The sequence below is a fragment of the Pseudomonas sp. UBA3153 genome (assembly GCF_002364635.1).
Taxonomy (GTDB): domain Bacteria; phylum Pseudomonadota; class Gammaproteobacteria; order Pseudomonadales; family Pseudomonadaceae; genus Pseudomonas_O; species Pseudomonas_O kuykendallii.
In genome coordinates, this window is record NZ_DEYR01000045.1 from 116,684 (window position 1) to 133,849 (window position 17,166).

General features: G+C 67.0%; 18 protein-coding genes and 1 pseudogene. 9 read left to right on the forward strand and 10 right to left on the reverse strand.

The window, feature by feature from the left end; all coding sequences use genetic code 11:
* Positions 1–29: 29 nt before the first annotated feature.
* From B2X67_RS11615 to B2X67_RS11640, 5 genes and pseudogenes are all read right to left on the reverse strand, one after another.
* Positions 30–758, reverse strand: coding sequence for a fimbrial biogenesis chaperone (locus B2X67_RS11615; protein WP_286785574.1), 729 nt, complete (start codon positions 756–758; stop codon positions 30–32).
* Positions 759–826: 68 nt separating this feature from the next.
* A pseudogene (locus B2X67_RS20880) lies at positions 827–1,323 on the reverse strand (spore coat U domain-containing protein).
* Positions 1,324–1,385: 62 nt separating this feature from the next.
* The gene (locus B2X67_RS11630; protein ID WP_286785577.1) at positions 1,386–1,904 is read right to left on the reverse strand and encodes a Csu type fimbrial protein; all 519 of its coding nucleotides are present in this window, start codon (positions 1,902–1,904) and stop codon (positions 1,386–1,388) included.
* 29 nt (positions 1,905–1,933) lie between these two features.
* On the reverse strand, positions 1,934–2,476 hold the full coding sequence (locus tag B2X67_RS11635) for a Csu type fimbrial protein (RefSeq protein ID WP_273231471.1): 543 nt from the start codon (positions 2,474–2,476) through the stop codon (positions 1,934–1,936).
* Between the two features lie 197 nt (positions 2,477–2,673).
* Positions 2,674–3,552: an acyl-CoA dehydrogenase family protein gene (locus tag B2X67_RS11640; RefSeq protein ID WP_286785578.1), complete on the reverse strand. Its 879-nt coding sequence runs from the start codon at positions 3,550–3,552 to the stop codon at positions 2,674–2,676.
* Positions 3,553–3,679: 127 nt separating this feature from the next.
* Between B2X67_RS11640 and olsB the strand changes: the two genes are divergently transcribed.
* On the forward strand, positions 3,680–4,435 hold the full coding sequence (gene olsB, locus B2X67_RS11645; RefSeq protein ID WP_273231466.1) for an L-ornithine N(alpha)-acyltransferase: 756 nt from the start codon (positions 3,680–3,682) through the stop codon (positions 4,433–4,435).
* Positions 4,435–5,193, forward strand: a complete 759-nt coding sequence (locus B2X67_RS11650) for a lysophospholipid acyltransferase family protein (protein ID WP_273231463.1) — start codon at positions 4,435–4,437, stop codon at positions 5,191–5,193. The genes olsB and B2X67_RS11650 overlap by 1 nt, the downstream gene beginning before the upstream one ends.
* Positions 5,194–5,256: 63 nt before the next feature.
* Here B2X67_RS11650 and B2X67_RS11655 read toward each other — a convergent pair whose 3' ends face one another.
* Together B2X67_RS11655 and B2X67_RS11660 are read right to left on the reverse strand one after the other, a co-directional pair.
* Positions 5,257–6,054, reverse strand: coding sequence for a universal stress protein (locus tag B2X67_RS11655; protein WP_273231460.1), 798 nt, complete (start codon positions 6,052–6,054; stop codon positions 5,257–5,259).
* A 107-nt stretch (positions 6,055–6,161) separates the two neighbouring features.
* A complete protein-coding gene (locus B2X67_RS11660; protein WP_273231457.1) occupies positions 6,162–6,737 on the reverse strand; it encodes an ACP phosphodiesterase in 576 nt (191 codons plus the stop codon).
* Between the two features lie 128 nt (positions 6,738–6,865).
* Between B2X67_RS11660 and B2X67_RS11665 the strand changes: the two genes are divergently transcribed.
* The 3 genes from B2X67_RS11665 to B2X67_RS11675 all read left to right on the forward strand — a co-directional run bounded on the left by B2X67_RS11665 (position 6,866) and on the right by B2X67_RS11675 (position 9,481).
* Positions 6,866–7,168, forward strand: a complete 303-nt coding sequence (locus B2X67_RS11665; RefSeq protein ID WP_273231455.1) for an ArsR/SmtB family transcription factor — start codon at positions 6,866–6,868, stop codon at positions 7,166–7,168.
* 76 nt (positions 7,169–7,244) lie between these two features.
* Positions 7,245–8,408: an MFS transporter gene (locus B2X67_RS11670; RefSeq protein WP_273231451.1), complete on the forward strand. Its 1,164-nt coding sequence runs from the start codon at positions 7,245–7,247 to the stop codon at positions 8,406–8,408.
* Between the two features lie 23 nt (positions 8,409–8,431).
* Positions 8,432–9,481, forward strand: a complete 1,050-nt coding sequence (locus B2X67_RS11675; RefSeq protein WP_286785579.1) for an alkene reductase — start codon at positions 8,432–8,434, stop codon at positions 9,479–9,481.
* Between the two features lie 153 nt (positions 9,482–9,634).
* Here B2X67_RS11675 and B2X67_RS11680 read toward each other — a convergent pair whose 3' ends face one another.
* On the reverse strand, positions 9,635–10,492 hold the full coding sequence (locus B2X67_RS11680) for an ATPase (protein ID WP_286785580.1): 858 nt from the start codon (positions 10,490–10,492) through the stop codon (positions 9,635–9,637).
* A gap of 287 nt (positions 10,493–10,779) precedes the next feature.
* On the opposite strand from B2X67_RS11680, the gene B2X67_RS11685 reads away from it, so the two are divergent.
* A complete protein-coding gene (locus B2X67_RS11685; RefSeq protein WP_090227526.1) occupies positions 10,780–11,043 on the forward strand; it encodes a hypothetical protein in 264 nt (87 codons plus the stop codon).
* A gap of 2 nt (positions 11,044–11,045) precedes the next feature.
* Here B2X67_RS11685 and B2X67_RS11690 read toward each other — a convergent pair whose 3' ends face one another.
* Complete coding sequence (locus tag B2X67_RS11690) at positions 11,046–12,035, reverse strand: NAD-dependent epimerase/dehydratase family protein (RefSeq protein ID WP_273231443.1); 990 nt, start codon at positions 12,033–12,035, stop codon at positions 11,046–11,048.
* A 79-nt stretch (positions 12,036–12,114) separates the two neighbouring features.
* Positions 12,115–13,011 carry a LysR family transcriptional regulator ArgP gene (locus B2X67_RS11695; RefSeq protein WP_286785581.1) on the reverse strand — a complete coding sequence of 299 codons (897 nt, stop codon included), beginning with the start codon at positions 13,009–13,011 and terminating at the stop codon, positions 12,115–12,117.
* A gap of 97 nt (positions 13,012–13,108) precedes the next feature.
* Here B2X67_RS11695 and B2X67_RS11700 point away from each other — a divergent pair, with 97 nt between their 5' ends.
* From B2X67_RS11700 to B2X67_RS11710, 3 genes are all read left to right on the forward strand, one after another.
* A complete protein-coding gene (locus B2X67_RS11700) occupies positions 13,109–13,717 on the forward strand; it encodes a LysE/ArgO family amino acid transporter (RefSeq protein ID WP_286785582.1) in 609 nt (202 codons plus the stop codon).
* Positions 13,718–13,966: 249 nt separating this feature from the next.
* A complete protein-coding gene (locus B2X67_RS11705; RefSeq protein ID WP_090227537.1) occupies positions 13,967–14,548 on the forward strand; it encodes a superoxide dismutase in 582 nt (193 codons plus the stop codon).
* A 348-nt stretch (positions 14,549–14,896) separates the two neighbouring features.
* On the forward strand, positions 14,897–16,960 hold the full coding sequence (locus B2X67_RS11710; RefSeq protein ID WP_273231434.1) for a putative bifunctional diguanylate cyclase/phosphodiesterase: 2,064 nt from the start codon (positions 14,897–14,899) through the stop codon (positions 16,958–16,960).
* Positions 16,961–17,166: the final 206 nt, after the last annotated feature.

Genomic DNA, 17,166 nt, shown 5'->3' on the forward strand with positions numbered 1-17,166 from the left:
TATCCGCCCCCGCACGCTGGCCCTACCTGCTACTGAGCACCGATGGTTTGCGGATCGGCGCGCTCGTTCACCCGCGCCTCGAGGGTGAACGCGCCGGGCTGCACGCCCTCCGGCATCAGCCAGCGCATGTCGGCGCCGGGCAGCACGTAGCCGAGCAGGCCCTCGGCAACCGGCACGACCTTGCCGCCCTGGGTCAGGCGGACCTCGGACAAGCGCGCATGGACGCTGCCGGCGTTGTGCAGGCGCAGCCAGCGACGGCCACCCTCGTTCTCTAGCCGATAGCTCAGGGCCACGGCGGCCGCCTGGTCATCGGCGATGGCGGCGCCATCCTTCGGCGCGGCCAGGCCGGTGCCGTAGACGAACAAGGGCACCGAGTAGCGCATCTGGAACTGCACGCCGGCCTTGTCGCCCTGGGAGCCGCCTTCCGGGATCAGCTCGTCCACCAGCACGCGGTAGGCCTGCTCGGCGCCCGGCAACGCGGGCTGCCGGCGAATGAGCCGGATCAACTGACGCTTGCCCGGCTCGACGCTGATGATCGGCGGACTCGCGACGACGCCCTGCTGCGCCCCGAGCTGGTCGGCGAAACCCTGCTGCTTCCACTCGAGCACGCGCGTCTGCAGCTTCACCGGCGCGTCGCCACGGTTTTCCAGCCACAGCGCGACACCGCTGCCCTCGCCCTCGATGACCGGGTTGATCGGCCAGATCAGCACCGAGGTGGCGGCCTGCGCGCTGCCCAGCAGACCGGCGAAACCCAGCACGCCGAGCAGCCGGCGGAAGATACGGAAATGGCGGGAGGAACGGGCATCAGGCGTGGGAAGGTTCGTTCTCAGTAGGTGACAGTCACGGTCACGACGTCGGAATAGAGACCGGCCGAAGGTAACGGGCTGCTGGCGAACAGACGTGCGTACACCGGCAGGGACAGCGTGCCGCCGGCGGGAAAGGTCATGCTCAACGGCGTCCCGCTGTTCTGGTCGCCCCACACCGTGGCGTACGAGGCGTCCTGATATAACTGATAGCGTAGTCGCTCACTGCCTTTAGCCATGTAGCGCGCACCCGAGCCGCATTCGCGCCGCTGTTCAGCGAGATGGTCAGCGCGGTGCCGGGCGTGCATTGCAGCTGGATCGAGCCACCACTGACGGTGCTCGCCACCTTGACGTCGGCGCTCAGGCTGGCCAGCTGGCCGAAGTCGATGCTGCCGAAACTGGTGGCGTCGGTGCTGCCGCCACCGAGCACGCAGCCGGCCTGCACCGAGGCGCTGAGCTGAAAGCTGGCGGTCAGGGTCAGCTCGTTGCTGCCGGTATCGGCCGATGCCGCGCCCGGCATTCCCGCCAGGACCGCCGGCAGGCACGCCAGGCACAGGCGCGCGCGAAATCCAGGCCGCCTTTTCACCAGCTGATCGTCACGGTCAGGGTGTCGGTGTATACGCCGGCCAGCGGCACGGCCTGCGCCGGGACGCGCCCGTACACCGGCAACCACTGGTCCTGGCCGTTGCCGGTGCGGCTGACGCCGGTGCTGTCGTTCCACACGGTGGTGAAGGCGGCGTCGGTGTAGAGGTTGTAGCCAAGGGTCTTAGCACCGGGGCCGGTCATCCTGCGATTGGCCACCGAGCCGGAACCGCCGGCGCTGATCAGCACGCGGTACGGCGTGTTGTTCAGGCAATTGACGCGCAATGCGCCGGAACCGGCCTGGCCGACCATGCTGACCGCCGAGTCCAGGGTCAGGTAGGTGCCGAAATTGAGGGTACCGAAGGAGACCGTTCCCGAGACGCTGCTTCCTGCCGTGCAGGCCGGCAGCAGGGTGGCCTGAACGCCGAGGGTAGCGGTCTTGCTGGCGGCGTGGCTCGCGTAGGAGCCGCCGAGCAGCACCGCGAAGAGCGCGGCGCGCAGCAAGAAGTGCCAGGCCAAGGTCGAGTGCTCCGCAGGCAGACGTGGAATTACCAGGCGACCGTGACTTGTACGGTGTCCAGGTAGGTGCCCGGCGACGGGGTGGTCTGCGCCGGAACGCGACCGTAGACGACCAGCTCGCTGTTGTTGCCGGTGCCGACGCCGGCCAGCGTGGTGCCGCCGTTGCTGCCGTTGCCCCAGGCCTGGCTGCGGCTGGTGTCCTGGTAAAGGTCGTAGTTCACGAACTCGCCGTTGTGCTGCATACGGCGCTGGTTGCCGCTGGCGTTCTGGCCGGAGTCGAGGGCGACGCTGTAGGCGGTGCCCTGGCTGCACTTGACGCCGAAGGAGCTGCCGCCGCCCGAGCCGACCGAGCGACCGTTGACGATGTTGGCGAGGTCGGCGTAGCTGCCGAAGGTCAGGTTGCCGAAAGCGTTGTTGGAACCGTCGTTGGTGCCGTTGGTGACGGTGCAACCGCTACCGACGGTGATCTGCACGTTCATCTGGCCTTGCAGGGAGCCTGCGGCGAGGGCGGAACCGGCAGAGAGGGAGGCGATTACGAGGGCGGCGCCGGCGATGATTTTCTTGGACAGCATCTTCATTCTCCTTGGCGTACCTGGAGAGAGGTAGGTTCACGAGGCGCTGCCCATCAGCTGCGATGCACTTCGTTGTGTCGGTACGCTTGGGGTGAATTTTATTGACGCCGGTCAATCGCCGAAATTGGGTAAACCCCTACGAGCCCCCTAAGGCCGCGCCCTAAGGGTCCTAAGGTGGCGCTTTGCCAGCCTTCTGCTCAGGCGTTCGCCAGGGCCTTTTCCAGGCGTCTGGTGCGGGCCTTGGCGGCCAGATCGAGCAACCCCGCGTCCCGCTGCCAGAGGTCGGACCACTGGGAGGGCCCCGCCGCGAAGGCCGCATCGAGTTCGCCGCGCAGGGCATCCATCTGCGCGAAAAGCCCGGCGAGCAGGAGGTGCGTCGCCGAGGCGCGCGCGCACAACCGTCCGACTTCGGCGCAACCGGCGAGCAGTGCCAGCAAACGCAGGCGCAACGCCTGCGGCCAGTCGCATTCCATGCCGACGCCGTAGACCCAGGCCAGCACCGCACTCAGCACATGGATGTCCTCGAGGGTGCGGAACGGCTTCGTGTAGTCGTCCCAGCCATCGCCGGCCAGGCGTTGGCACTGCGCGCCCTGCAGGTGCAGCCGGCCATGGGCGATGTCGGGCATCAGCGGCAGCGCCGGCAGTTTTTCAACGCGCACGCCAGGTGCGCCGTTGCGCACCACGCACAGTGCCAGTCGCGGGGACGCGCCCAGCGCTTCGTCGCGCGCGGCGACCAGCAGCCAGTCGGCGGCGTCGGCGGCAGTGACGAAATCCTTGCGCCCGTCCAGCAGCAAACCGTCCAGGCGCGTCCGCATGTCCGCCGGCCGGGTGCTGCGCTGCTCGGTCACGCACAGCGCGCCGAGGCTGGCCGGCGCCGATGGCCAGAGCACGCGAAGCGCAGCCTGGTAGCCACCGAGAAACGCCAGCCCGGGCGTCGCCGCCAGGCGTCCGGCGAGCATCGCCAGCTCCATCGGCGAGCCTTCGCCCGCCCGCTGCAGCAAGGCGTCGTACCAGTCGTCCAGGGCCAGGTCGGCGGGCAGCCGATCGAGCGAACCAAGCAGGGGCTGCCAGGGCATAGCGATGTCCTCGGTGGGCGTCATGCAAGTGTCACCGAACGGTCATCCGGTCGACACCACGGGTACCTAGCCTGAGCTTGCCCAACATTACCGACCGGCCGCAACCCGCTGCCCCCGGAGGCTTGCCATGACGCAACTCGCCCTTGACCGCGAAACCCGCCACGTCCGTCGCCTGCAAGCCGAACGCCTGGTCGGCCGGCGAGCGCTGCAGGAGGCGCAGTCGCTGCGCTTTCGCGTATTCAGCGCCGATTTCGACGCGCAACTGGACGGCGCCGACGCCGGCCTGGACAGCGACGAGTTCGACCGGCACTGCAGCCACATCGGCGTGCGCGACCTGCAAAGCGGCGAGCTGGTCGCCACCACCCGGCTGCTCGACCACCGTGCCGCCGCCCGCCTGGGGCGCTTCTACAGCGAGAAGGAATTCAAGCTGCACGGCCTGGACGGCCTGCAAGGTCCGCTGCTGGAAATCGGCCGCACCTGTGTCGATCCGCGCTACCGCAACGGCGGCACCATCGCCGTGCTCTGGAGCGAGTTGGCCGAAGTGCTGAACGAAGGTGACTACCGCTACCTGATGGGCTGCGCGAGCATCTCCCTGCGCGACGGCGGCATCCAGGCCCAGGCGGTGATGCAGCGCTTGCGCGAACGCCATCTGAGCACCGAACACCTGCGCGCCGAGCCGACCAACCCGCTGCCGCGGCTGGAGCTGCCGGACAACCTGATCGTCGAGATGCCGCCGCTGCTCAAGGCCTACATGCGCCTGGGTGCCAAGGTCTGCGGTGAACCCTGCTGGGACCCGGACTTCCAGAGCGCCGACGTTTTCGTCCTGCTCAAGCGCGACGAGCTGTGCCCGCGCTACGCCCGTCACTTCAAGGCGGCCGTCTGATGCGGGTCGCCCTGCGCTTCGCCCGGCTGTTCGCCGTGCTGGCCCTCGGCGCGGCGCTCGGCGGACTGGTGGCCCTGCTCTGCGCCCTTACCCGACGCGAGTTGCTGCCGCTGCGCCAGCGTCTGACACGGCGGTTCCTTGCCCACCTGGGGCGCGCGCTTCCGTTTCGCCTGCGCATCGAGGGCGCGCCGCCGCGCCAGCCGATGCTGTGGGTCAGCAACCACGTTTCCTGGGCCGACATCCCGCTGATCGGCGGGTTGGCACCGCTGTCCTTCCTGTCCAAGTCCGACGTGCGCCACTGGCCGCTCGCCGGCTGGCTGGCGCAGCAGGCCGGCACCCTGTTCATTCGTCGTGGAGCCGGCGACAGCGGCGCGCTGAGCCAGTCGATGGCACACCGGCTGCGGCGGGGCTTGCCGGTGCTGGTCTTCCCCGAGGGCACCAGCAGCGACGGCGCCAGCGTGCGGCACTTCCACGGGCGCATGCTCGGCGCCGCCATCGAGGCCCAACGGCCGCTGCAACCGCTGGCGATCAGCTACCTGCGCGACGGCGAGCGCGATCCGCTGGCGCCCTTCGTCGGCGACGACGAGCTGGTGAGGCACCTGCGTCGCCTGTTCGCCGGCGAGATCGCCGAGGTGCGCATCCAGTTCCTCGAACCCATCGCCAGCCTGGGCCGCAGCCGCTCGCAACTGGCCGACCAGGCGCGCGCCTGCATCGAACGCGCGCTCTACGGGGAACCCGAGGCCGCCCGGGCCGCCTGAGCCGGCGCCAGCAAAAAGCCCCTGGACGATCACTCGGCCAGGGGCTTTTTCATTCATGGGCGCTCAGCTGCGCGGCGGCACGCAGAGGATGTCACAGTCGAGCCCGCGCAGAAGCTCCACCGCGACGCTGCCGTGCATGTGGTTGTCCGAGGTTTCCCGCCCGGGCGTGCCGATCGCCAGCAACTGCGGCTGAACCTCCAGCGGCAGGCGGCCGACGATCGCCAGCGGTTCCTCCCCGGCCACCAGCAGCTGGTAGTCGTCGAACTCGACATGCTGGCCGCGGAAGAACTGGCGCAACGCCAGGCGCGCCTGCGCCTCGGCGCCCTCGCCCGGCACGAAGGCATGCAGCACCATCGGATGCAGCGCCTCCAGCAGCCCCAGCGCGCGCGTCGTGCGCAGCACGTCCGCCGAGCGCGGCGACAGGTCGAGTGCCAGCAGCAGCCGTTCGTAGGGCGCATTCGCGCTGCCGACCCGCAGTACCGGGATCGGGCTGCTGCGAATCACCCGTTCGCTGGTACTGCCGAGGAACAGCTGCCGCAGTGCCAGGCGACGGTGCGTGCCCACCAGCAACACCTCGGCGGACAACCCGCGGGCGACCTCGATGATGGTCTCCTCGACATTGCCACTGGCAACCATTACGCGCGGCCACTGGCCGGCGACGTCGGCCAGTTTCTCCGCCTTGGCCAGCAGCAGGTCGTTGACCTGGCTGACCACCCGTTCGACCAGCACCGACGGAACATCGTCGTCGACCACATGCAGAATCGTCCATTCGCAGCCGAAGCGGCCAGCCAGCTGCGCGGCGCGCAGCAGCGCACGGTCCGAGCGGCTGGATAGGTCCGTTGCCACCACCAATCTGTCCATGTGTTTCCTCTGTGCCTGCCTGGGTCGAGCGGCTTATTCGACCCGAGTGCCCGCGCGGGGCCGTTGATACAGGTCAGCGAAGAAAGTCGCGCTGCGGCGGGTAGGATTCAGGCGGAGGTTTGCCGCACGAAGCCGAGCAGTTCGGGGTAGAACTGCCGGAAATCGTCGCTCAACGGTTCGTACAGGTCGCTCAGCAGCGGCAGCGTGCCGGCCAGCAACTCGGGACGCGACAGGCGCCGGCTCATGCCCTGGATCACCTGGCCGAGCACGGCGAACTCGCGGTAGCTGCCGAGCCAGTCCTGCGCGGCCATGCGCGGGGCCACATAAGCCAGGCGCTCGGGCAGCGCCGGCTCCCCGGCGAGCACCCGATAGACGTGCGCGGTGAAGGCATCCAGAGGCTGCTCGGCGTAATCCGGCCAGTCACGCGCCAGGCAGTGGTCGAAGAACAGGTCGAGCAGCACGCCGGCGATGCGCCGGTGTTGCAGCGGGAAGCGCTGCTTGGCCTGGCGTACCAGCGGATGACTGTCGGTGTAGGCGTCGATGCGCCGATGCAGGCGGATCGCCGCTTCGACGGGTTCGGGGAAGCGCCCTTCCAGCGGCCCTTTGACGAAGTCGCCGTAGAGACTGCCGAGAAGCTGCGCCGGCTGCTCGCCGCCCAGGTGAAGATGTGCGAGGTAGTTCATCGAATCAGTGTGCGGTGCGCGCCGCCGGCTGTCATGTCCGGGAACGACATATTTGCATATCGCGAAATACCGATATATAGTTCGCTCCATCGCGATATACCGTTTTACCGGAACACCGGAGAACCTCCATGCCCCTCGACCTCGACGACATCATCAAAGCGCTGGCTCACCCGGTACGCCGGGAAATCCTGCACTGGCTGAAGGACCCGCACGCGCATTTCACCGAGCAGGACCATCCGTTCGAGATGGGCGTCTGTGCCGGCAAGATCGACGCGCGCGCCGGGCTGTCGCAATCGACGATTTCCGCGCACCTGGCGACCTTGCAGCGCGCCGGCCTGATCAGCAGCAAGAAGATCGGCCAGTGGAGTTTCTTCAGCCGCAACGATGCGGTGATTCGCGAATTCCTCCAGCAGTTGAGCGACGAGCTTTGAACAGCTGCTAGCAGGACCTGGTCCTGCCCTGGCCCTTTGGCCACTGCCACCACTGAATTACATCAGGAGCCGGCGCATGCCTACTTCGCTTCTCGTACTCGCTTTGTCCGCGTTTGCCATCGGCACCACCGAATTCGTCATCATGGGCCTGCTGCCCGAGGTGGCTGCCGACCTGCGCGTCTCCATCCCCGGTGCCGGCTGGCTGGTCACCGGCTACGCCCTGGGTGTCGCCATCGGCGCGCCCTTCATGGCCATGGCCACGGCGCGCCTGCCGCGCAAGGGCGCCCTGCTGGTGCTGATGAGCTTCTTCATCGCCGGTAATCTGTTCTGTGCGCTGGCCGCCAACTACGACCTGCTGATGCTCGCCCGGGTGGTCACCGCGCTCTGCCACGGCGCCTTCTTCGGCATCGGTTCGGTGGTCGCCGCCAGCCTGGTGCCGGCCAACCGCCGCGCCTCCGCGGTGGCGCTGATGTTCACCGGTCTGACACTGGCCAACGTGCTCGGCGTGCCGCTGGGCACCGCGCTCGGCCAGTCCGCCGGCTGGCGTTCGACCTTCTGGGCGGTGACGCTGATCGGCGTTGTGGCCCTGATCGGCCTGTGGAAAGTGCTGCCGAACAGACACGACGAGGAAAAGACCGACCTGCGCGCCGAGCTGCGCGCCCTCAGCGGCGCCGGTGTGTGGCTGGCGCTGAGCACCACGGTGCTGTTCGCCGCCTCGATGTTCGCCCTGTTCACCTACGTCGCGCCGCTGCTCGGCGAAGTCACCGGCGTGTCGCCGCGCGGGGTGACCTGGACGCTGCTGCTGATCGGCCTGGGTCTCACCGTCGGTAACGTGATCGGCGGGCGCCTGGCCGACTGGCGCCTGCGCACCACGATGCTCGGAGTGTTCGCCGCGATGGCGCTGGTGTCCACCGCGCTGAGCTGGACCAGCCAGGCCCTGGTGCCGACCGAAATCACCCTGTTCCTCTGGGCCGCCGCCTCCTTCGCCGCCGTGCCGGCGTTGCAGGTCAACGTGGTCGCCTTCGGCCAGGGCGCACCGAACCTGGTTTCCACCCTGAACATCGGCGCCTTCAACGTCGGCAACGCGCTGGGCGCCTGGGTCGGCGGACTGGTCATCGACCAGGGCCTCGGCCTGACCCGCGTCCCCCTGGCCGCCGCCGTACTCGCCGTGCTGGCGCTGATCGCCACGCTGATCACCTTCAGCGCCGGCAAAGCCCGTTTCATGCCTGTAACCGAATGACCAACGCAACCGGAGTAACGAACATGCCTACGCTTTTCGATCCCATCAAAGTCGGCGACCTCGAGTTGCCCAACCGCATCATCATGGCGCCGCTGACCCGCTGCCGCGCCGACGCCGGGCGCGTGCCCAACGCGCTGATGGCCGAGTACTACGTGCAGCGCGCCTCGGCCGGGCTGATCATCAGCGAGGCCACCTCGGTCACGCCGATGGGCGTCGGTTACCCCGACACCCCCGGCATCTGGTCCGAGGAACAGGTCGCCGGCTGGAGCAACATCACCCAGGCCGTGCACGCCAACGGCGGACGCATCGTCCTGCAGCTGTGGCACGTCGGGCGGATTTCCGACCCGCTGTACCTCGACGGTGAACTGCCGGTGGCGCCGAGCGCGCTGAAACCGGCCGGCCACGTCAGCCTGGTGCGCCCGATGAAAGAGTTCGTCACCCCGCGCGCGCTGGAAACGGCGGAGATCGCAGGCATCGTCGAGGCCTATCGCAAGGGTGCCGAGAACGCCAAGCGCGCCGGTTTCGACGGCGTGGAAATCCACGGCGCCAACGGCTATCTGCTCGACCAGTTCCTGCAGGACTCGACCAACCAGCGCGACGACCAGTACGGCGGCTCGCTGGAAAACCGCGCCCGCCTGATGCTGGAAGTCACCGACGCGGTCCTCGGCGTCTGGGCGCCGGGGCGCGTCGGCATGCACCTGGCGCCGCGCGCCGATTCCCACGACATGGGCGACTCGAACCGGGCCGAGACCTTCGGCTACGTGGCCCGTGAGCTGGGCAAGCGCGGCATCGCCTTCATCTGCGCCCGCGAGAAGGAAGCCGACGACAGCCTCGGCCCGCAACTCAAGCAGCAGTTCGGCGGCGTGTACATCGCCAACGAACGCTTCACCAAGGAGCAGGCCAACGCCTGGCTGGAAAGCGGCAAGGCCGACGCGGTCGCCTTCGGCGTCCCCTTCATCGCCAACCCGGACCTGCCGGCTCGCCTGGAGGCCGATGCGCCGTTGAACACGCCGCACCCGGAAACCTTCTACGGCCAGGGCCCGGTCGGCTACATCGACTACCCGCGCCTGTGAGGCATCAGCCGCAATGAAAAAGCCCCGCAATCGCGGGGCTTTTTTTTGGTTCGGCGCAGAGTGGGGGAAGCTAATCGTAGGGTGGGCTTCAGCCCACCGCCCCCACCCCAAAAGCCACCGGCGGTGGGCTGAAGCCCACCCTACCGTCGCTCGTCAGCGGGCGTTGAGTTGCTGCTGCAGGTTCTGCACCTGGCTCTGCAGCGTGCTGATGTTGCGGGTCATCTGCGCGCGGAAGGCGTCGAACTCGGCGGTCGCGGGGCCGCCCTGCGCTTGCGCCGGACGGTTGTCCAGCTCGCTGCGCAGTACCAGCAGGTCCTGTTGCAGGCTGTCGATGGCCTGGCTCGGGTTCTGCTTCTTCAGCGTCTGCACATCGGCGGAAAGGCTCTTGAGCTGCGGCTCGAGCTGTTCGACCTGGGTCGACACGCTCTTCACCTGACTGGTCAGCTTGCCCAGGTCGCCCTGGCTGCCCTTCAGCGTTTCGACGTCGCCGGCGAGGCTTTTCAGGCGACCGTCCGCGGCACTCTGCAGGGCCGCCAGGTCCTTGCTCAACTGGTCGGCGCGCTGGTCCTGGCTGGTCTGCTGGGTGACCAGCGTCTGCTGCTGTTTGCCGATATCGGCGAGCTTGGTCTGCAACTGTTTCACCTGCAGCTTGAGCGCCTCGCTGCCGCTGGTGACGTTGGACTCGGTGGCCACCACCTTGCCGGTGATGTCCTGGATGCGCCCGGCGGCTTCCTCGCTGATCCGCGCGAAGCTTTCCTGGGTCGCCACCAGTTGCTGCTCCATCAGCGAGATCTGCTGGTAGCTCCACCAGCCCAGGCCGCCGAGGGCGATGACCAGCGCCAGCACCAGCGCCCACAGTGGACCGGTGCCGCTGCGCGGCGCCTTGGCCGGGCGCTGGTTGCCGTAGCGCACCGGCTCGGGATCGACATCGCGGGCGAAATCGTCGCGGTCGCGCGCGCTGGTGGTCAGGCTGGGCACGTTGTCCAGTTCGTCGAGAGCATCGTTGCGCATGGGTCGCCTTCTGTCGCCGGTTTGCGAGGCGCGCAGTATACCGGTTCACGATCGCTGCTTCAGCGCTGAGCATCGAGAGGCAAAATGCTCTGCCGGGGTGCAGTGGCACTAGGCCGCTATGGCCGCAACGCCAGGAAACACGTTGATGGGTGATCTGGTACGCCCTTTGCTAAATGACCGGGGACGCAGCCCTGGCGTTTCGCCGGCGCTGCTTCGGGGCATGAGTGAATCCTGTCGGGCTGATCGAGGGGAGCAGTTCGAGAGTTTCAACCAACGGGGGAAGCGAAATGGAACTGACCAAGACCATGGTGGACTGCATGCAGAAGCTGCGGCGCCGCCTGCGTGACGAACAGGCGGTGGACATTCGCCTGAGCCAGACCGATGCGATCACGGCGATGCTGCTCGCTTGCCAGGAATCGACCAACGAGGACACCCGCGCCATGGGCGAACAGCTCAGCAGCCTGACCGGCGTGCGGCTGAAAGCACCCGAGTTAACCGAAGAACAACTGATCGAAAAATACACCCGCTACGCCGGCCCGCTGCGCGGCTGAAATCAGCCCGGCGTCCGGCGCCATTCCTCGCAGAACTCGTCAAGCGCCGTCCACAGGCTGGTTTTCGGCTGGTAATCCAGGTACCGCCGCGCCCGGCCGATGTCCAGCGTGTAATCCTTCGCCATCACCGCCACGCCCAGGCGGAACAGCGCGGGCTGCGGCCGACCCGGCAGCAGCCGGCAGACCGTCTCGTTGAGCGTGGCGGCGGCGTAGGCCAGCGGATAGGCGACATGCCGCGTCACCGGTGGCAACTCCAGTCGCCGCAGCACGTAATTCACCACGTCCCATAACGGCAGCGGCGCGCCGTTGCTGATGTTGTACACCTTGCCCAACGCCGGCCCGGCGGCCAGCAAGGCGCTGAGCAGCGCTTCGTTGAGGTTCTGCACGCTGGTGAAATCGGCCAGGTTGAGGCCATTGCCGATGATCGCCAGCCGCCGCCGACGCTGCATCGCGATCAGCCGAGGAAACACGCTGTTGTCGCCCCCCCCGGTAACCAGTCGCGGACGCAGCGCCAGCACCTCCAGGCCGAACTCCTCGGCGCCGAAGACCTTCTGCTCGGCGAGGTATTTGGTCTTGCCGTAGTGATCGGAGAAGCGCCGCGGAATCTCGTCCTCGCTCAGGTTGAGATGCGAATGCCCGTCGAAGCCGATCGAGGGCGAAGACAGGTGCACCAGGCGCCGCACGCGCTGCTTCAGGCAGGCTTCGACGACGTTCTCGGTGAGCGTGACGTTGCCCCGGTAGAAATCCTCGTAGCGTCCCCAGGTGCCGACCGCGCCGGCGCAATGCACCACCGCCTCGACGTCCGCACAGAGCGCGCGCGCCAGCTGTGGGTCGGCCAGATCGCCCGGGATGAACTCCGCGCCCCGCGCGATCAGCGGCGCGACCGCCTCCGCGCGGCGCGCGTTGATCCGCACCGCCAGCCCCTGCTCCAAGGCGAAGCGGGCAAAGCGCCCGCCGATGAACCCGCTCGCACCCGTCACCAGAATCTTCATCTATTGCTCCTCAGCCTGCCGATAACGGCCGGCACCGCGTCGCAGGATAAGGCCGGCAGGCCGGCATGACGACAGTCCGTCAGTCGGTTCGCGGGACCAGCACCCGTTCAGCCACCCGGCACAGCTGGCGCGTCAGCTCGCCGAGCAGCGGCCCGCCGTTGTGCCAGTGGTGCCAGTACATCGGCACGTCCACCGGACGCCCCGGCACCAGTTCGCGAACCCGGCCGTCATCCAGCAGTTCACGAACCTGCAGCTCCGGCACCATGCCCCAGCCCAGCCCGCTGGAGGTCAGCCGCAGGAACCCTTCGGACGACGGGCACAGGTGATAGTTGAAGCTGCCTTCCACGCCGAGCCCCGCCAGGTAGCGATGCTGCAGCGAATCGTCCGGACCGAAGACGATCGCCGGCGCGCGAGCCAGCTCGGTGGCGCCGGCTCCCTCGGGGAAATGCCGCGCGATGAACGCCGGGCTGGCCACCGCCCGATAGCGCATGGCGCCCAGCGCGACGCTGCGCGCGCCCGCCACCGGACGCTCGGTGGCGCACACGCAGGCCGCCACCTCGCCCACGCGCATGCGCTTGAGGCCGACATCCTGATCCTCCACCACATGCTCGAGCAGCAGACGGTGCTCGGCGCAGAACGAGGCCACGGCGTCGGCCCACCAGGTGGCCAGACTGTCGGCGTTGATCGAGATGCGCAGGCGCTCGGCTCCGCCTCCTTCGGCAAGACCCGGCACCTGACCCTGCACGTCGCGCTCGAGCAGGCGCACCTGCTGCACATGGTTGAGCAGGCGCCGCCCCACCTCCGTGGGGCGCGGCGGCACCGCGCGCACCAGCACCGGCTGACCGACACGCGCCTCGAGCAGCTTGATACGTTGCGACACCGCCGACTGCGAGAGGCCGAGCATTTGTGCGGCGCGCTCGAAACCGTTCTGTTCCACCACCGCGGCAAGCGCAGCCAGAAGTTTGTAGTCGAACAATCGATTTTCCTAATGATGGATTAGCATAATTCGTTTTCCTTATACATCCATCGCTCACAGACTCGCCACCACCTCCTCCCCAACCAAGGACAATGCGATGTGGCAGAGCTACGTGAACGGACTGCTGATGTGCGCCGGCCTGATCCTCGCCATCGGTGCGCAGAATGCTTTCGTGCTGGCCCAGGGCCTGCGCCGCGAGCATCACTGGCCGGTCGCCCTGCTCTGCATCCTCTGCGATGCGTTGCTGATCTGTGCCGGTGTGTTCGGCCTGGCGCGCCTGCTGGTGGAAAGCCAGTCGCTGCTCGCGGTCGCGCGCTGGGGTGGTGCGGCCTTCCTGCTCTTCTATGGTAGCCAGGCGCTGCACCGCGCCGTGCGTCCTCAGGCGTTGGAGCAGAGCGCGGCCAGCACCCGCCGGCCGCTCAAGGCAGTGCTGCTGGCGACGCTGGCGGTGACCCTGCTCAACCCGCACGTCTACCTGGATACGGTGCTGCTGATCGGCTCGCTCGGTGCACAGCAGCCGGTGCCCGGCGCCTTCGCCATGGGCGCAGCGAGCGCCTCGCTGCTGTGGTTCTGCGCACTGGCGGCCGGTGCGGCCTGGCTGGCGCCCTGGCTGGCACGACCGGCGACCTGGCGGGTCCTCGACCTGGCCGTGGCGGCGATGATGTTCAGCATCGCGGCGCAGCTGATTTTCAATCCTCCGCAATGAACGCCTGGCGCCAGCCGGGGTCCACGATGAATCGGGCGCCCTCCCGAGCAGCCTGTCAGAAGTGCCTGTCCAGAGGCCCTGGCAGCGGGTTTCCCCCTACGTTTGTTGCGTGGTTTAGGGGGTTGCCCGGTGCTATGATCCAGGCTTCGCGGCAAGTAGGAGTAGCAAGCTCCAGCCGCATTGCTGGCCGACCGTGACGGCCTGGCGCCTGCCGCAAACGACCTGACCTGATGAATCAAGGAGATAAAAATGGCTTTCGAATTGCCGCCGCTGCCTTACGAAAAAACCGCCCTCGAGCCGCACATGTCCGCCGAGACGCTGGAATACCATCACGACAAACACCACAATACCTACGTGGTGAACCTGAACAACCTGGTTCCTGGCACCGAGTTCGAAGGCAAGGACCTGGAAACCATCATCAAGACCTCGTCCGGCGGCATCTTCAACAACGCCGCTCAGGTCTGGAACCACACCTTCTTCTGGAACTGCCTGGCTCCGAATGCCGGCGGCCAGCCGACCGGTGAACTGGCTAGCGCCATCGACGCCGCCTTCGGCTCGTTCGACAAGTTCAAGGAAGAGTTCGCCAAGACCACCATCGCCACCTTCGGCTCCGGCTGGGGCTGGCTGGTGAAGAAGGCCGACGGCTCGCTGGCCATCGTCAGTACCGGTGGTGCCGGCAACCCCCTCACCTCCGGCGACACCCCGCTGCTGACCTGCGACGTATGGGAACACGCCTACTACATCGATTACCGCAATCTGCGCCCGAAATTCGTCGAGGCGTTCTGGAACCTGGTCAACTGGGACTTCGTGGCGAAGAACTACGCCGCCTGACCCGCTGTTCCGCTCCATGGAAAAACCCGGCCTCGGCCGGGTTTTTTCTTTTCCGCGGCTTTTGCCTGCCGCTAACGCGGCGGAAGTATTCTCTGCTTCCTTGGATGAGCTGGAGCATGTGGGGGAACCGCCCATCCGGGCATTCTCCAAACCGCCGAATGGTCCTCAAGTCCCTCGGATGCGTACCGACAAAGTGCGCATCGTGGCTTAGCCCGGGGTTCGACTGCGCCGAAAATGCGCACCTGCGAAAAAAATCCCGTTAGCCGATGCTGGCCCTTTGACTGCCACAGCGCGATTGCCAATACTCCGCTTTGTCGGACGATTTGGCATACATAAGGAATCCCCCTTTTGAAGCTGGAACTCAAGAACAGCTTGTCGTTGAAGTTGCTCCGAGTGGTGCTACTGGCAGCGCTCGTGGTAGGCGTGGTGCTCAGCTGCGCGCAGATCGTGTTCGACGTCTACAAGACCCGACAGACCATCACCAGCGATGCCCAGCGCATCCTGGCGATGTTTCGCGATCCATCGACACAAGCGGTCTACAGTCTCGACCGCGAGATGGGCATGCAGGTGATCGAAGGCCTGTTCCAGCACGAAGCCGTGCGCGTCGCCTCCATCGGCAACCCCACCGAGCCGATGCTCGCCGAGCGCGAACGCGGCCTGCTCGACACGCCGACGCGGATGCTCACCGACCCGATCCTCGGCAAGGAACAGACCTTCAGCACCCGCCTGGTCGGCCGCGCGCCCTACAGCGAGTACTACGGCGACCTCAGCATTACCCTGGATACCGCGCCCTACGGCGAGAGCTTCGTCACCAACTCGGTGATCATCTTCGTCTCCGGCGTGCTGCGCGCGCTGGCGATGGGCCTGGCGCTGTACCTGGTCTACCACTGGCTGTTGACCAAGCCGCTGTCGAAAATCATCGAGCATCTCACCAACATCAATCCGGATCGCCCCAGCCAGCACAAGCTGCCGATGCTCAAGGGCAATGAGAAGAACGAACTGGGCCTGTGGATTCACACCGCCAACGAGCTGCTCTCCTCGATCGAACGCAACACCAACCTGCGCCATGAGGCGGAAAACAGCCTGTTGCGCATGTCCCAGTACGACTTCCTCACCGGGCTGCCGAATCGCCAGCAGCTGCAGGGCCAGCTGGACCAGATCCTCGAGGACGCCGGACGCCGGCAACGCCGGGTGGCGGTGCTCTGCGTCGGCCTGGACGACTTCAAGGGAATCAACGAACAGTTCAGCTACCAGACCGGCGACCACCTGCTGCTGGCCCTGGCCGACCGCCTGCGCAGCCACAGCGGACGGCTCGGCACCCTGGCGCGGCTGGGCGGCGACCAGTTCGCCCTGGTCCAGGCCGACATCGAACAGCCCTACGAAGCGGCGGAGCTGGCGCAGAGCATTCTCGACGACCTCGAACTGCCCTTCCCGCTGGACGAACAGTCCGTCCTGCTGCGCGCCACCATCGGCATCACCCTGTTCCCGGAAGATGGCGACAGCACCGAGAAGCTGCTGCAGAAAGCCGAACAGACGATGACCCTGGCGAAAAGCCGCTCGCGCAATCGCTATCAGTTCTACATCGCCAGCGTCGACAGCGAGATGCGCAGACGCCGCGAGCTCGAGAAGGACCTGCGCGACGCGCTGGCGCTGGAACAGCTGCACGTGGTCTATCAACCCCAGGTGGATTACCGTAACCATCGCGTCACCGGGGTCGAAGCGCTGCTGCGCTGGCAGCATCCGCAACACGGCTTCGTCCCGCCGGACCTTTTCATTCCGCTGGCGGAACAGAACGGCACCATCATTCCGATCGGCGAGTGGGTGCTCGACCAGGCCTGCCGCCAACTGCGCGAATGGCATGACCAGGGTTTCAGCGAACTGCGCATGGCGGTCAATCTGTCCACCGTGCAATTGCACCACGCCGAGTTGCCGCGCGTGGTCAACAACCTGATGCAGGTCTATCGCCTGCCGCCGCGCAGCCTGGAGCTGGAGGTCACCGAAACCGGCCTGATGGAAGACATCACCACCGCCGCGCAGCATCTGCTCAGCCTGCGCCGCTCCGGCGCGCTGATCGCCATCGACGACTTCGGTACCGGCTATTCGTCGTTGAGCTATCTGAAAAGCCTGCCGCTGGACAAGATCAAGATCGACAAGAGCTTCGTTCAGGACCTGCTGGAAGACGAGGACGACGCCACCATCGTTCGCGCCATCATCCAGCTCGGCAAGAGCCTCGGCATGCAGGTGATCGCCGAGGGCGTGGAGACCGTGGAGCAGGAGGCGTACATCATCGCCCAGGGCTGCCACGAGGGTCAGGGCTACCTCTACAGCAAGCCGCTGTCGGCCCGCGAACTGGGCCAGTACCTGCGCCAGTCGAAGCGTCTTAACCACACGCCCGTGCCCACCCACAACTGAGCGCCGCCGCTCGCTTCGAGCGAAGCGACGCAGCTCAGCCGCCGTCAGCGCCGCCAATGGCGGCGGACCTTCGCGCCACTCGGGATCGATCAGGCATTCCGGCTAGGTGCGGCCGAGCCTCGCTGAAGGCGCATTCAGGCACCTCCCAACCGCAGTCTTGCCGCTGTCGCTCGCGCCTGCGGCGCAGGACGCTTACCCGTCTCGGC